Here is a 13,230-nt window from a genome sequence, read left to right as displayed (position 1 = left end):
CCGATCAGTGCGGCTTGGCTTCGGAGGAGGTGCGGCCAAAGCGGCTGCGGGCCACGCCAATGATCATTGGCACCAGCGACAGCAGGATGATGAACACCACCAGCAGCGACAGGTTTTTCTTGATGAACGGTACGTTACCGAAGAAGTAGCCGAGGGTGACCAGGCCACCGACCCAGAGGATGGTGCCCAGCACGCTGAAGCCGAAAAAGCGCGGATACGGCATTTTGGCGACACCGGCGACGAACGGCGCGAAGGTGCGCAGGATCGGCAGGAAGCGCGCCAGGGTCACGGTTTTGCCGCCGTGCTTGTCGTAGAAGTCGTGGGTCTTTTGCAGGTAGTCGCGGCGGAAGATTTTCGAATTGGGGTTGCTGAACAAGCGTTCCCCGGCGGTGCGGCCGATCACATAGTTGGTGCTGTCACCGAGGATCGCCGCCAGCATCAGCAGGCCGCCCAGCAGGACCGGGTCCATGCCGCCACCGGCAGCGACGGCGCCCGCAATAAACAGCAGGGAATCGCCGGGCAGGAACGGCATGACCACCAGGCCGGTTTCGCAAAAAATCACCAGGAACAGGATGGCGTAGATCCACGGACCGTAATTGGTTACCAGCAAGTCGAGGTACACGTCGAGATGCAGGATAAGGTCGAGCGGGTTGAAATCCATGGATGGCACCTGTGTGAATGGCCCGACTCAGCGGGCCTGTGCGGAGGCTTCGGGCAATAAGGCTACGTGTGTATGCCGTTTTTCCTACAACCCTAAAACGTCGGCATTATACGGACTGAGTGATGAAAAGCGTGCTGGTTTTGTAGCGGGGGATGTCGCGGCTATTCTGGCTAGCACTGATCCAAATGTGGGAGCGGGCTTGCTCGCGATAACGGTGGGTCAGTTAAAAATACATCAACTGAACCACCGCTATCGCGAGCAAGCCCGCACACATTTTTTGGGTGTTTGGGCGAATGGCTTCAGTCTTCGCTGATCGGCAATGTGTAGTTCTTGAACTCGGTATCTTCGCGAAAGCCCATGGACTCATAGGTCTTCTGCGCCACCGCGTTATTACTGCTGGTGGACACGCGCAAACGCACGGCATTGGTTTCCTTGGCCATTTTTTTCGCGGCGCGCATCAGGTTGTCGGCCACCAGTTGGCGGCGGGCGTCCTCGGCGACGTAGATGTCATTGAGGATCCACACCCGTTTCAACGACAGCGAAGAAAAGCTCGGATACAGCTGGCAGAAGCCCAGCAGCTTGCTGTCGTCGTCATCCGGCAGCGCCAGGTAGATCACCGACTCCTTGCGCCGCAGACGCTTCTCCAGAAACGCCCGGGAGGAGTCCGGAAAGGGCAGCGCGCCATAGAACTCGCGGTATTTGACGAATAATGGGGTCAACAGGTCCAGGTGTTCCAGAGTCGCTTGAGTAATCCGCATGCTAGGCCTCAACTTCTATAGGAATACAACGGCAAACGGTCCATTACTCGGGCGCCCGCTGCTTGATGCTGCCTAAAGCGGTGAAAAATCGCAATCGTGCCGGCATCAGTCCTTGGTTGGGCTGAGCAGGAAATTGCCTTTCATCAGGTCCGGATCATCCGATTCCAGGGTCTGAACCTGCGCCTCATCCTTGAGATTGACCCCCGACAACTGCCGCCGACAGGCCTCGCGCATCAGGTACAGCAGGCGGTGCGCGGCCATGCCGTAGCTCAGACCCTCCAGGCGCACATTGGAAATACAGTTGCGGTAGGCGTCGGTCAGGCCGACCTTGGGGTTATAGGTGAAGTACAGCCCCAGGCTGTCCGGCGAGCTGAGCCCTGGCCGCTCGCCGATCAGGATCACCACCATTTTTGCCCCGAGTAACTGGCCGATCTCATCGGCCACCGCCACCCGGCCTTGTTCCACCAGGATCACCGGCGACAAGGACCAGCCTTCAGCGTGGGTCTGTTCTTCCATGCGTGTCAGAAACGGCACGGTGTGTTTATGCACCGCCAGCGCCGATAAACCATCGGCCACTACCACCGCCAGGTCCACACCGCCCGGGTTGGCCTGGGCGTAGTCGCGCAGGGTCTGGGCCGACTCATCGCTTAGGCGCCGTCCCAGGTCCGGGCGTTGCAGGTAGCTGTGGCGGTCGGGCGCGGCGCTGTGCAGCAACAGGCTATCGCGGCCGCGCTCGGCCATCTGGCTGCTCAGGCCGGTATGGTCAAACGGTAGGTGTACCGCGTCGCGGGCCTGGGCATGGGCGAACTGGAAGTCCAGTTGCGCGCCGGTGGGAATACTGGTGCCGGTGCGGCCCAGGGCGATTCGCGCCGGGGTCAGGCGCCGCAGCTCCAGCCAGGGGTTATCGCTTTCAGGTGTGTCGATTTGCACTGGAGGTTCCTTCATCCCAATTGCGCCAAGGCGTGGCGGAAGGCTGGTGGCAGGTTGTTACCAAACCGCACCTTGCCATCGGCTTGCGTGAAGATGCCCATTTTCGCCAGCCACTGCTCAAACTCCGGCGCGGGCTTTAAACCCAGGGTTTGCCTGGCGTAGAGCGCGTCGTGGAAGGATGTGGTCTGGTAGTTGAGCATGATGTCGTCGGAACCCGGGATGCCCATGATGAAATTGATTCCGGCTACGCCCAGCAAGGTCAGCAGGGTGTCCATATCGTCCTGGTCGGCTTCGGCATGGTTGGTGTAGCAGATGTCGCAACCCATGGGCACGCCGAGCAGCTTGCCGCAGAAATGGTCTTCGAGGCCGGCGCGGATGATTTGCTTGCCGTTGTACAGGTACTCGGGGCCGATAAAACCGACCACCGTGTTGACCAAAAATGGCTTGAAGTGCCGCGCCACAGCATAGGCACGGGTTTCGCAGGTTTGTTGATCAATCCCGAAATGCGCGTTGGCCGACAGGGCGCTGCCCTGGCCCGTCTCGAAATACATCAGGTTTTGCCCCAGAGTCCCGCGATTCAGGCTCAGGCCTGCGTCGTAGCCTTCCTGCAGCACATTCAGGTTGATCCCGAAGCTGGCGTTGGCCGCCTCGGTGCCGGCGATCGACTGGAACACCAGGTCCAGCGGTACGCCGCGGTTGATCGCTTCGATGGAGGTGGTGACGTGGGTCAGCACACAGGCCTGGGTCGGGATCTCGTAGCGCTGGATGATCGCGTCGAGCATTTCCAGCATGGCGCAAATCGAGGCGATGCTGTCGGTGGCCGGGTTGATGCCGATCATGGCGTCGCCGTTGCCGTACAGCAGCCCATCGAGGATGCTCGCGGCGATGCCCGCCGGTTCATCCGTCGGATGGTTAGGTTGCAGGCGCGTGGACAAGCGCCCGCGCAGGCCCATGGTGCCGCGAAACTGGGTGACGACGCGGATCTTCTGCGCCACCAGCACCAGGTCCTGCACACGCATGATCTTCGACACGGCGGCGGCCATTTCCGGGGTCAACCCCGGCGCCAGTGCACGCAGGCTGTGTTCGTCGGCCGCGTCACTGAGTAGCCAGTCCCGCAGCCCGCCGACGGTCAGGTGGCTGACCACGGCAAAGGCCTGCTGGTCGTGGGTGTCGATGATCAGCCGGGTGACTTCGTCGCTTTCGTAGGGGATCAGCGCCTCTTCCAGGAAGTGCTTCAACGGGATATTGGCCAGGGCCATTTGCGCCGCCACACGTTCGCCGTCGTTCTGTGCGGCGACGCCGGCGAGAAAATCCCCGGAGCGGGCGGGACTGGCCTTGGCCATCACGTCCTTGAGGCTGTCGAAACGGTAGGTCAATGCACCGACCGAGTGGGAAAAACTTGCCATACAGACTCTCCATGACGACGCGGGCGGTGGCCCGCGCCGTGGTTTACGGCGTTAGTGCAAGGCGGCCTCTGCGGCCTGGATCGCCGCGAACTCTTCTTCCGGCGTGCCTGCTACCAAGTGATGCCGACTGTAGAAAGCGAAGTAAGCAATTAATACTCCATAGATGATCGCCGCGCCAATCACCACGCGCGGATCCACCAGGAAGCCCGCCACCACGGCGATGCAGGCCAGTATCAGGGCCAGGCCCGAGGTGAAGATGCCGCCCGGCGTGCGGTATGGGCGCTCCATTTTGGGGCGACGGATGCGCAGGGTGATGTGCGCGGCCATCATCAGCACGTAGGAAATGGTCGCGCCAAACACCGCCACCAGGATCAGCAGGTCGCCCTGGCCGGTCAGCGACAGGCCAAAACCGATGATCCCGGGAATGACCAGGGCCAGCACCGGTGCCTTGCTTTTATTGGTTTGCGACAGTTTGCGCGGCAGGTAGCCAGCGCGGGACAGGGCGAAAATCTGCCGGGAGTAGGCATAGATGATCGAGAAGAAGCTCGCGATCAGTCCGGCCAGGCCCACCAGGTTGACGAAGCTGCCCATCCAGGTCGAGCCACCGTAGGCCAGGGCCAGGGATTCCACCAACGGGTTGCCGGACTTGATCAGCGCCAGGGTGCCGGCGCCGCCGGGGGCAATCACCAGGATCAGCAGGGCAAAGCTGGTGAGCACCACAATCGCGCCGATCAGGCCGCGGGGCAGGTCGCGCTTGGGGTTCTTGGTTTCTTCGGCAGCCAGGGGCACGCCTTCGACGGCGAGGAAGAACCAGATCGCATAAGGAATCGCGGCCCACACGCCGACATAGCCGAACGGCAGGAAACTGCTGGCGCCCTTGGCTTCGGTCACGGGAATGTCCAGCAGATTGGCGACGTTGAAGTGCGGCACCATCGCCACCAGGAACACGCCCAGGGCAATTGCGGCGACGGCGGTAATCACAAACATCAACTTCAGCGCTTCACCGACGCCAAAGATATGGATGCCGATAAAGATGATGTAGAACGCCAGGTAGATCATCCAGCCGCCAATGCCGAACAGTGATTCGCAATAGGCGCCGATAAACACCGCGATGGCGGCGGGGGCGATGGCGTATTCGATCAGGATCGCCGTGCCGGTGAGAAATCCTCCCCAGGGGCCGAAGGCGCTGCGGGCAAAACCATAGCCGCCACCGGCGGTAGGGATCATGGAGGACAGTTCGGCCAGGGAGAAACACATGCACAAGTACATGGTGGCCATCAGGAGTGTGGCGAGGAACATCCCGCCCCAGCCGCCTTGGGCCAGGCCGAAGTTCCAGCCGGCGTAGTCGCCGGAAATGACATAGGCAACGCCGAGGCCGACTAATAGCACCCAGCCGGCGGCGCCTTTTTTCAGTTCTCGTTGTTGGAAGTATTCGGAGCCGACTTTTTCGAAGTCGACGGAGGATCCTGTCGGTTCGCTAGGCATGGGAAAGTACCTTGTTTTTATTGTTTTAACTCGGCGGATGTCTGCCGAATGCACGTCGCAACTATTGATGAAGATCCAAGTGTGGGAGCGAGCAAGCCCGCTCCCACATTTAATTGCATTTCAAGTGTGGGAGCGGGGGAGGGTTAGAAGAAACCCAGTGGGTTGATGTCGTAGCTCACCAGCAGGTTCTTGGTCTGCTGATAGTGATCCAGCATCATCTTGTGCGTCTCACGGCCCACACCGGACTTCTTGTAACCACCAAACGCGGCATGCGCCGGGTACAGGTGGTAGCAGTTGGTCCACACACGCCCGGCCTTGATCGCCCGGCCCATGCGGTAGGCGCGGTTGATGTCGCGGGTCCACAAGCCGGCACCCAGGCCAAACTCGGTGTCGTTGGCGATCGCCAGGGCTTCGGCTTCGTCCTTGAAGGTGGTGATGCTCACCACCGGGCCAAAGATTTCTTCCTGGAACACACGCATCTTGTTGGTGCCCTTGAGCAGGGTCGGCTGGATGTAATAGCCGGTTGCCAGGTCGCCGGTCAGCTTCTCCACTTTGCCGCCAGTCAGCAGCTCGGCGCCTTCGCCCTTGGCGATTTCCAGGTACGACAGGATCTTGTCGAACTGTTGCTCGGACGCCTGGGCGCCCACCATGGTGTCGGTGTCCAGCGGGTCGCCACGCTTGATCGACTCGACCTTCTTCATCACCACCTTCATGAAGTCGTCGTAGATCGACTCTTCCACCAGCGCGCGGGAGGGGCAGGTGCACACTTCGCCCTGGTTGAAGAACGCCAGCACCAGGCCTTCGGCGGCCTTTTCGATAAATTGCGGTTCGGCTTTCATGATGTCGGCGAAGAAGATGTTCGGCGACTTGCCGCCCAGCTCAACGGTGGACGGAATAATGTTTTCGGCCGCGCAATGCATGATGTGCGAACCCACCGGCGTGGAGCCAGTAAAGGCGATCTTGGCGATGCGCTTGCTGGTCGCCAGGGCTTCGCCCGCTTCCTTGCCGAAGCCGTGCACCACGTTCAGCACGCCCGGTGGCAGCAGGTCGCCGATCACTTCCATCAGCACGTTGATGCCCAGCGGGGTCTGCTCGGCAGGCTTGAGTACCACGCAGTTGCCGGCGGCCAGGGCGGGCGCGAGTTTCCAGGCGGCCATCAGCAGCGGGAAGTTCCACGGGATGATCTGCCCGACCACACCCAGGGGCTCGTGGAAGTGATAGGCGGCGGTGTGTTCGTTGATCTCGGCGCTGCTGCCTTCCTGGGCGCGGATGCAGCCGGCGAAGTAGCGGAAGTGGTCAGCGGCCAGGGGGATATCGGCGTTGAGGGTTTCGCGTACGGCCTTGCCGTTGTCCCAGGTTTCGGTAATGGCCAGCAGTTCGAGGTTCTGTTCGATGCGGTCGGCGATTTTCAGCAGCACCAGCGAGCGGTCCTGGGCCGAGGTCTTGCCCCAGGCATCAGCGGCGGCGTGGGCGGCGTCCAGTGCCTTGTCGATATCTTTGGCAGTGGAACGTGGGAATTCGGCGATGGGCTTGCCGTTTACCGGCGAAGTATTGGTGAAGTAGTTGCCATCTATCGGGGCCACAAACTCGCCACCGATGTAGTTACCGTACTTGGCCTTGAACGAAACGATAGCGCCTTCAGTACCGGGGTGTGCATAACGCATGGTGGGTATCTCCTGACTTCTTATGTTTATTGGAGTGCAGCGTGGCTGCGCTTGATAAAGCGTAGAGCAAAGGTCGGGCCAGCGCCCTGCAGGCCAGGTAAATCAAGGCTTTAGGGTTTGTTGCAAGGCGTTGCTGTGACAGCTTTGGGACAGTCGGGGTGACAGTTTGTGCCACCGGCGATACAACCTGTGACCCATGGGTCGCCCCGGGATTGCAATGCGCCAAGGCGTGGAGGATGCTGGGCGTCCCGGTCCGCGGTGTGTCCCACGCAACAGGAGAACAATAAGAAGATGCAAAACGATCATTTCAGCCGCCATGCCCGGCAAGTCCTGACGGTCACCCGTGGGCAAGACCCGCTGCACGGTCCCGGCAGCGATCCCTCGATTGCCCGTTCCTGGCTGCGCTGCCTGGAGGACTATCACCTCGACCCGGCACTGACCATTGCCCCCACGGTGCTGGAGCACGATCGCCTGCTGGAAAGCCGCGAGCGCCTGCAGCAGGTGCTGCACATCGCCGGCACCGAAATGAACAATTTGCATCAACAGCTTTCCGGCGCCGGGCACGCGGTGCTGTTGACCGATGCGCGTGGGGTGATCCTCAACTGCGTCACCGCGCCTAGCGAGCGCAAGGTGTTCGAGCATGCCGGCCTATGGCTCGGCGCTGACTGGAGCGAGGCCTGCGAAGGCACCAACGGCATCGGCACCTGCCTGGTGGAGCGCCAGGCCCTGACCATTCATCGCGACGAACACTTTCGCGGGCGCCACACCGGCCTGACCTGTTCCGCCAGCCCGGTATTCGACCCCCATGGCGACCTGCTGGCAGTGTTGGACGTGTCCTCGGCCCGTGAGGCGGTATCGCGTCAGAGCCAGTTCCATACCATGGCGCTGGTCAATCTGTCGGCGAAGATGATCGAGAGCTGCTACTTCCTGCGCCACTTTGAAAACCACTGGTTGCTGCGTTTCCACCTGCAGGCCGAATCCGTGGGCCTGTTCAGCGAAGGGCTGCTGGCGTTCGACGGTGAAGGGCGGATCTGTGCGCTCAACCAAAGCGCGCAGAACCTGCTGGGGCTGCCACGCGGGCGTTTGCTGGGCCTGCCGGTGGAGATGTTTTTCGACTGCCGCCTGGATGACTTGCTCGGCCGCGCCAGTGCCAACGCCAGCGCCAGTTGGCCCCTGCGCACCCGCGATGGGCGCAGCCTGTTCGCGGTGTTGCGCGGCGAGGCCCGGCGGGCGCCCGGCCCACGGGTTCCGGTGCCGGCCAAGGTCGAGCGGCCGCGCGTGCCGGGCATCTGCCTGGGCGATGAGGCGCTGCAGAATGACTTTCGCAAGGCCCTGCGGGTCTTTGAACGCGACGTGCCGCTGCTGATCAATGGCGAAACCGGCTCCGGCAAGGAGGCATTCGCCAAAGCCGTGCACCATGCCAGCCAGCGTGCCGACAAACCCTTCGTCGCCCTGAACTGCGCGGCCATCCCAGAGAGCCTGATCGAGAGCGAATTGTTCGGTTATCGCGGTGGCAGTTTCACCGGCTCCCGCAAGGAAGGCATGCGCGGCAAGCTGCAACAGGCCGATGGCGGTACCTTGTTCCTCGATGAAATCGGCGATATGCCGCTGGCGTTGCAGACCCGGTTGCTAAGAGTGTTGGAAGACCGGCTGGTGGTGCCCATTGGGGGTGAGCCGCAAGCGGTGGACGTGCGGGTGATCAGCGCGACGCACCGCAACTTGCAGGAACGTGTGCGTGACGCCAGTTTCCGCGAGGACTTGTATTACCGGCTCAATGGCCTGGAAATCGCCTTGCCGCCGTTGCGCGAGCGCACTGACAAGTCGCAGTTGCTGGACTTTCTTCTGGCGCAGGAAGCGCAGGGGCAGACAATCGTACTTGATGACGATGCGCGTCAGGCACTGTTGGACTTCTCGTGGCCGGGTAACGTGCGACAAATGCGCACGGTGTTGCGTACTTTGGCTGCACTCTGCGAGGGCGCACGGGTCGGGTTGAGCGATCTGCCTGCGATAATTGGCCGGGTGCCTGTCCAGGCGCGAACCGTCGTCAAGCAGCCGTTGGAAGATGCCGAGCGGCTGGCATTGCTGAACATGCTGGAGCAGCAGCGCTGGCATATGACCCTTGCTGCAGAGCAGTTGGGCATTAGCCGCAATACGCTGTACCGCAAGCTGCGCAAGCATGGAATTGCGTTGCGTTCTGCGGGCTGAGCGAGGGTAAAGACCGCTCCTGTGCTTTGACGCCTGTGCTGATCAATTCGCCCTCATGATCTCTGTTCAATGGGTATGGGTGTAATAGGGGTTAATATATTTGTTGTGAAGTTGTGTGTGATTGCTAGCTTACTGGTTGCGACTTGGCGGGGTGATTATTTAATGCATTTATTGTTTTTAGGTGTTTGCATGATTCGTCGGTGTGAAAAGTGTTGCGGTTGAGGTGTGACGCTATTGGTTGTAATGGTTCATTTAATTTGTGTGTTGTGTGGAACTGAAGTCTGCCTATCTCATACTCAAGTGGAAGGGATGGTTCATCGTTTATGATGCTTTGACACTAGGGATGAATAAAATTGATAGTAATCACGTCGTTGACGTGTTTTTTACTATATAGGTGGCAATATGAATATTTCAGGTTTTCCTGTTTCGGTTCCGTTGCACGTGAATGATCCCGTGGATGGCTTGCCCCGGCACCAGGCATCAGCCGTTACGAAAAGTGCGTCCTACTTTGATGAAACGGCGCAAACTCCAGACACCCAGGCGTCCAGCGAGGCGAACAGTACGGGTGAAAATTCGGGTGAAGGCGCCGTGCGAGTCAGGCGCGGGTTTGGATCCCCTCGCCTTCCTCGACCGTTTTCCAGCGCAGGATCAAAGGCCCTTAAAGTCCCCTCTAACGGGATCGCCGGTAAATTTGTACAGACAGCGTCAGTAAAGCCTAATGTGGCTCCCCGTCCGACTGCAGGGGCCTCGAACAGCAAGGGGATAGCTAACTTCAGGGACATTGTGTTCAAAACGCAGCACCCTGGCGCCTCACTGCCCGTTGGGCCCAAGCCCGTGGTTGCGCAACCCAAGACATTTGGCGATGTTGCCACCAATCTGATTGCGGCTGATCGCCTGGTCAAGGCCGGTGTGTTTAAAACCGATACACCTTTGAAAACTGTAGCTCGCGATGCTTTTGTGAATGCGTCCGTAAATGGCCTGGTTAGTACTCCGTTGAGTATTGGTACTTATGCCGGATCGGTTTGGAGCGGTGAAACCATCAAGGGTAGCTTTAGCGCCACTACCCCATTATTGCCCCCGGCCCACCAGCCGGCTCCGAGTCAGCAATCCAATGGCGTTACGCCAGCGGCAGGCGGTACAGGAGAGCAAGACGCCACAATGATTAAGTTGCGGTTGGATAATGCCGAGACAAAGTTGCTGTACGCGGTTAACACTATTCAACTGCTGGCTGAGGGAGGGGATGGTGAGGCTCTTACGAAAGATCCGAACTGGCCAACCGAGACAAATGCGCGTATCAAAAAACTTGAGGAGCTGTACGGCGCAGCAGAGAAAAATATGGAGCTGACGGCTGCGGAAAACGGTTTTATTTTCAAGCCGTATAAAGAAGAATCAGTGGTCGAGCCTAAAACTGTTACCAGTCGCCTGGATGTACTTGATAAAAGGAACGAGACAATCAATAACTTCATTGCAAGGATGGTTGCCATTCGGGAAGTGGAAACAAAAGGCAAGAAAGAGATAGTTTGATAGTGGTCTGTCTGCTTTTGGTTCGGTGGTTTGAGTTCGGTTGTATGTTTTACTAAGTAGCAGCTGTCAGGCCCGGTATTTTGCGGGAGTTCTTAAATGCCGGGCTTGATTCCAGTGTACTGAATTGCAAAAAGAGTAGAAAAGTCCCTCGACTGTTTATCAGTGAGCGCCACGCTCAGTGGCGGAAAAGATCGCACGCTAATCGCTAAAAGAGTGCGAATTTTCCCACCCTACGCTAACCTGCCTCGATGTTTTACGAGGTCGACTATGCACATTCATATTCTCGGTATTTGCGGCACCTTCATGGGCTCAATGGCGGTCCTGGCCAAAGAGCTGGGGCATCACGTCACCGGCTCCGATGCCAACGTCTATCCGCCCATGAGCACGCAGTTGCAGGCCCAGGGCATTGAGCTGACCCAAGGTTACGACCCGGCGCAATTCGATCCGGTCCCGGACCTGGTGGTGATCGGCAATGCCATGTCCCGTGGCAACCCTGCCGTGGAGTACGTGCTGAACAAAGGCCTGCCCTATGTGTCCGGCCCGCAATGGCTGGCCGATCACGTGCTGCAGGGCCGTTGGGTGCTGGCGGTAGCCGGTACCCATGGCAAGACCACCACCAGCAGCATGCTGGCCTGGGTGTTGGAACATGCAGGCATGAGCCCCGGCTTCCTGATCGGCGGCGTGCCACAGAATTTCTCGGTGTCGGCGCGTTTGGGCGATACACCGTTTTTTGTGATCGAGGCCGATGAATACGACAGCGCCTTCTTCGACAAGCGCTCCAAGTTCGTTCACTACCGCCCGCGCACGGCGATTTTGAACAACCTGGAGTTCGATCATGCGGACATCTTCCCTGATCTGCCGGCCATCGAGCGGCAATTCCACCATCTGGTACGCACCATTCCCAGCGAAGGCCTGGTGATTCACCCCACCACCGAGCCGGCTTTGCAGCGCGTGATCGAGATGGGCTGCTGGACGCCGGTACAAACCACTGGCGCCGGCGGGCAGTGGCAGGTCAAGTTGTTGAGCGAGGATGGCAGCCAATTCGAAGTGCTGTTTGAGGGCGAGGCCCAAGGCATCGTCGATTGGGACATGACCGGCCAGCATAACGTCGCCAACGCCCTGGTGACCCTGGCTGCAGCCCGGCATGTCGGCGTGGTACCGGCCATGGGCATTGCCGCGCTGAGCGCGTTCAAGAGCGTCAAGCGGCGTATGGAAAAGGTCGCCGAAGTGAACGGGATTACCATCTACGACGACTTCGCCCACCACCCCACGGCGATCGCCACCACCCTCGACGGCCTGCGCAAGCGCGTTGGCGATGCGCCGGTGATTGCGATTATCGAGCCGCGGTCCAACTCCATGAAGCTGGGCGCGCACCGTGATGGCCTGCCGGAAAGCGTCAACGATGCCGACCAGGTGGTGTGGTACGCGCCAGCCAACCTGGGTTGGGACCTGGCAGCCGTGGCCAGGCTTTGCACGGTGCCGTCGATTGTCAGCGACTCCCTGGAAGGCATCATCGAACGGGTCAAAAGCCAGGCCAAGCCCGGTACCCACGTGGTGATCATGAGCAATGGCGGCTTTGGCGGCCTGCACGGCAAACTCGCCGAGGCGCTGCAATGAGCGGGCCGGAGCGCATCACGCTGGCGATGACCGGCGCCTCCGGCGCGCCCTATGGCTTGCGTTTGCTCGATTGCCTGGTGCGCGAAGACCGCGAGGTGCATTTCCTGATTTCCAAGGCCGCGCAATTGGTGATGGCCACCGAGACTGATGTTTCGCTGCCGCCCAAGGTGCAGATGATGCAGGCCTTCCTGACCGAATACACCGGTGCGGCGGCGGGGCAGATCAAGGTCTATGGCAAGGAAGACTGGATGTCGCCCGTGGCCTCCGGCTCCGGTGCGCCGGCGGCAATGGTGGTGGTGCCGTGTTCCACCGGCACCCTGTCGGCGATCGCCACCGGTGCCTGCAACAATCTGATCGAGCGCGCGGCGGACGTGACCTTGAAGGAGCGCCGCCAGTTGATCCTGGTGCCGCGCGAGGCGCCGTATTCGAGCATTCACCTGGAGCACATGCTCAAACTGTCGAATATGGGCGTGACCATCCTGCCGGCGTCGCCGGGCTTTTATCACCAGCCGCAGACCATTGATGACCTGGTGGATTTCGTGGTGGCACGGATTCTCAACTTGCTGAACATCCCCCAGGACATGTTGCCGCGCTGGGGTGAGCATCATTTGAGCAGCGATGAATAAAGTCCTGCTGATCGTGCTGGGCCTGCAACTGGCAGGCTGCGCCACCGTACGCACCCTGGATGCGGCGAAACCCGGTGCGCCAGTGGTGTATGCGGGCACGCGCCTGGATCTGTATGCGCTGCAGGGTGGTTGCTGTGCCATGGACCGTTTTGGCGCCGAAGCGCCGAGCTACCCGGGCCTCGACCTGCCGGCCAGCGCGCTGCTCGACACGCTGCTGTTGCCGCTGTCGGCGTTGACGGTATTGGGGGTTGGGTTTAATGCGACGGGTGGGTTGTAGCCTGTAGCGATGGTTGTGGTCTGGGCGGGCCCCATCGCAGGCAAGCCAGCTCCCCCATTTGATCGGTGAATGCATTC

General features: G+C 60.2%; 11 protein-coding genes. 5 read left to right on the top strand and 6 right to left on the bottom strand.

Translation table 11 applies throughout. The annotated features are described in order from the left end of the window. Positions 1–4: 4 nt before the first annotated feature. The 6 genes from PSH73_RS23035 to PSH73_RS23010 form a co-directional block, all read right to left on the bottom strand. On the bottom strand, positions 5–661 hold the full coding sequence (locus PSH73_RS23035) for a DedA family protein (protein WP_038443607.1): 657 nt from the start codon (positions 659–661) through the stop codon (positions 5–7). A 299-nt stretch (positions 662–960) separates the two neighbouring features. Next, complete coding sequence (locus PSH73_RS23030) at positions 961–1,419, bottom strand: N-acetyltransferase (protein WP_057438990.1); 459 nt, start codon at positions 1,417–1,419, stop codon at positions 961–963. 105 nt (positions 1,420–1,524) lie between these two features. Then, complete coding sequence (gene eutC / locus PSH73_RS23025; RefSeq protein ID WP_057438991.1) at positions 1,525–2,364, bottom strand: ethanolamine ammonia-lyase subunit EutC; 840 nt, start codon at positions 2,362–2,364, stop codon at positions 1,525–1,527. Next, positions 2,361–3,755, bottom strand: coding sequence for an ethanolamine ammonia-lyase subunit EutB (locus PSH73_RS23020; protein ID WP_057960716.1), 1,395 nt, complete (start codon positions 3,753–3,755; stop codon positions 2,361–2,363). The genes eutC and PSH73_RS23020 overlap by 4 nt, the downstream gene beginning before the upstream one ends. A 51-nt stretch (positions 3,756–3,806) precedes the next feature. Then, positions 3,807–5,240 (bottom strand): ethanolamine permease, encoded by a 1,434-nt coding sequence (eat, locus tag PSH73_RS23015; RefSeq protein ID WP_057438992.1) that lies wholly within the window; start codon positions 5,238–5,240, stop codon positions 3,807–3,809. A gap of 143 nt (positions 5,241–5,383) precedes the next feature. Beyond that, on the bottom strand, positions 5,384–6,904 hold the full coding sequence (locus PSH73_RS23010) for an aldehyde dehydrogenase family protein (RefSeq protein ID WP_057438993.1): 1,521 nt from the start codon (positions 6,902–6,904) through the stop codon (positions 5,384–5,386). Between the two features lie 291 nt (positions 6,905–7,195). Between PSH73_RS23010 and PSH73_RS23005 the strand changes: the two genes are divergently transcribed. From PSH73_RS23005 to PSH73_RS22985, 5 genes are all read left to right on the top strand, one after another. Further along, entirely contained in the window at positions 7,196–9,109 is a 1,914-nt protein-coding gene (locus PSH73_RS23005; RefSeq protein WP_198792015.1) for a sigma-54-dependent Fis family transcriptional regulator, read from the top strand. Between the two features lie 402 nt (positions 9,110–9,511). Then, positions 9,512–10,633, top strand: a complete 1,122-nt coding sequence (locus tag PSH73_RS23000) for a hypothetical protein (protein WP_128593936.1) — start codon at positions 9,512–9,514, stop codon at positions 10,631–10,633. A gap of 267 nt (positions 10,634–10,900) precedes the next feature. Continuing rightward, positions 10,901–12,250: a UDP-N-acetylmuramate:L-alanyl-gamma-D-glutamyl-meso-diaminopimelate ligase gene (gene mpl / locus PSH73_RS22995; protein WP_057960713.1), complete on the top strand. Its 1,350-nt coding sequence runs from the start codon at positions 10,901–10,903 to the stop codon at positions 12,248–12,250. Beyond that, complete coding sequence (gene ubiX, locus PSH73_RS22990) at positions 12,247–12,876, top strand: flavin prenyltransferase UbiX (protein WP_038443595.1); 630 nt, start codon at positions 12,247–12,249, stop codon at positions 12,874–12,876. Before mpl ends, ubiX begins: the two co-directional genes overlap by 4 nt. Then, complete coding sequence (locus PSH73_RS22985; protein WP_120734200.1) at positions 12,869–13,153, top strand: YceK/YidQ family lipoprotein; 285 nt, start codon at positions 12,869–12,871, stop codon at positions 13,151–13,153. The genes ubiX and PSH73_RS22985 overlap by 8 nt, the downstream gene beginning before the upstream one ends. The last annotated feature ends 77 nt before the right edge of the window (positions 13,154–13,230 follow it).

Source organism: Pseudomonas sp. FP2294 (genome assembly GCF_030687625.1).
In the GTDB taxonomy this organism is placed as follows: domain Bacteria; phylum Pseudomonadota; class Gammaproteobacteria; order Pseudomonadales; family Pseudomonadaceae; genus Aquipseudomonas; species Aquipseudomonas shahriarae.
Note: the sequence above shows the minus strand (reverse complement) of the source record. Positions and strands in the feature narration are given on the sequence as shown.

What these genes read in the sequence shown, in the direction of transcription:
- PSH73_RS23030 (WP_057438990.1), bottom strand. Translation starts at nt 1,419, where the DNA reads ATGCGGATTACTCAAGCGACTCTGGAACACCTGGACCTGTTGACCCCA.
- PSH73_RS23010 (WP_057438993.1), bottom strand. Translation starts at nt 6,904, where the DNA reads ATGCGTTATGCACACCCCGGTACTGAAGGCGCTATCGTTTCGTTCAAG.
- PSH73_RS23005 (WP_198792015.1), top strand. Translation starts at nt 7,196, where the DNA reads ATGCAAAACGATCATTTCAGCCGCCATGCCCGGCAAGTCCTGACGGTC.
- PSH73_RS23035 (WP_038443607.1), bottom strand. Translation starts at nt 661, where the DNA reads ATGGATTTCAACCCGCTCGACCTTATCCTGCATCTCGACGTGTACCTC.
- ubiX (WP_038443595.1), top strand. Translation starts at nt 12,247, where the DNA reads ATGAGCGGGCCGGAGCGCATCACGCTGGCGATGACCGGCGCCTCCGGC.
- eutC (WP_057438991.1), bottom strand. Translation starts at nt 2,364, where the DNA reads ATGAAGGAACCTCCAGTGCAAATCGACACACCTGAAAGCGATAACCCC.
- PSH73_RS22985 (WP_120734200.1), top strand. Translation starts at nt 12,869, where the DNA reads ATGAATAAAGTCCTGCTGATCGTGCTGGGCCTGCAACTGGCAGGCTGC.
- PSH73_RS23000 (WP_128593936.1), top strand. Translation starts at nt 9,512, where the DNA reads ATGAATATTTCAGGTTTTCCTGTTTCGGTTCCGTTGCACGTGAATGAT.
- eat (WP_057438992.1), bottom strand. Translation starts at nt 5,240, where the DNA reads ATGCCTAGCGAACCGACAGGATCCTCCGTCGACTTCGAAAAAGTCGGC.
- PSH73_RS23020 (WP_057960716.1), bottom strand. Translation starts at nt 3,755, where the DNA reads ATGGCAAGTTTTTCCCACTCGGTCGGTGCATTGACCTACCGTTTCGAC.
- mpl (WP_057960713.1), top strand. Translation starts at nt 10,901, where the DNA reads ATGCACATTCATATTCTCGGTATTTGCGGCACCTTCATGGGCTCAATG.